We start from the raw sequence: 1,365 nt of genomic DNA, 5'->3' as shown, positions 1-1,365 counted from the left end.
TGCCGGTTCGTCGTAGTTGGTACCGGTAATCCGCGTAGTTGGTACCGGGTTTCCGGGTAGGTGGTACCGTCAATCATTTTCGGTCATTGTATAGGTGGCGTGGGCACAACCTGTGCCGGCGCGTCATCACCTTTCATGACCTTAAGGAGGGCCTTTCATGGCCAACTTCAAAGACATCATGGCACTGTGTCTAGATGGGGCAACCTACTCCGCTATCGCAGCAGCGCTTGGCTGTTCTAGACGCGATATCGCCAAAGTCAAGACACTCATCGCTGACCACGGCATCACTAAGGAGTCGTTTGCTCAGCTGGATCCATCATTCTTCGACGAGCACTTCAGCGACCACCGCAGGGCCCGTCGCAAGCGCTACGACCAGCCAGACTTTGAAAAGCTCGCCAAGCGCCTTGCCAACAACAAGCATCTCACTCGCCACAAGCTGTGGATGGACTACGTTGCTGCACCTGCTGGTGAAGGTGAGTCGAAGTATCAGTACTCCCAGTTCTGCGAACGACTGCGCACCCACATCCGCACCTCTGGAATGACCTCGATTATCGAACACGAGCCAGGCCAGGAACTCTACGTCGACTGGGCCGGCGACAAGGTTTCCATCATCGATAAAGCCACCGGCGACGTCGGCATGAAAGCCAGCTTATTCGTGGCCATCTGCCCGTATTCTTCACTGCTGTTTGTGACAGCAACAGCTAACGAGAAGATGGACAACTGGATTTCCTGCCATGTGAAAGCCTTGGACTACCTCGGCAAACGTCCTGGCATCATCGTGCCCGATAACGCACCGACCGCGACTTACCGTCCGGTGAAGAACAAGCCCGGCCGGCGCATCCAAGAACGCTACGCCGACTTCGCCGACTACTACGACATCCTCCTCGTGCCAGCCCGGCCTGGAAAACCTCGGGATAAAGCTGCTGTGGAACGTGCCGTCCAACTCGTCTACACGCGCATCCTCGGCTACTTCGACGGGATGACCTTCTACAGCCTCGATGAGCTCAACGAGACTATCGCCCAGCGCGTCGACGACATCAACATGAACATGCCTAGGCCTGATGGGCTCACTCGCAGGGAGCTATTTGATGCGGATGAAGCACCCATGATGCGTGACTTGCCGGATACTCCGTTTACGGAAGTGTCCTGGCGGGCTGTCAAAGTCGACCGTAACTGGCATATCTGCTGCGATTACCAGTACTACTCGGTGCCGTTTCAGTACATCGGCAAGACTCTGCGGGCACGGCTGACCAACAGCCTGGTCAGCATCTTCGACGGTGACGAGCTGGTTGCAGAACACTCGCGCATGCACGGGTTCAAGTACCGCTATTGCACCGATCCGGCACATACCCCGGACAAGGATAT

Annotated in this window: 1 protein-coding gene; it reads left to right on the top strand. The window is 56.3% G+C overall.

The window, feature by feature from the left end:
• Window positions 1-157 precede the first annotated feature (157 nt).
• The coding region (gene istA / locus HMPREF3148_RS06640) for an IS21 family transposase (RefSeq protein ID WP_070508913.1) at window positions 158-1,365 on the top strand (1,208 nt) is incomplete at its 3' end.

It is taken from the genome of Corynebacterium sp. HMSC05D08 (assembly GCF_001807215.1).
GTDB lineage: Bacteria > Actinomycetota > Actinomycetes > Mycobacteriales > Mycobacteriaceae > Corynebacterium > Corynebacterium striatum.
Note: the sequence above shows the minus strand (reverse complement) of the source record. Positions and strands in the feature narration are given on the sequence as shown.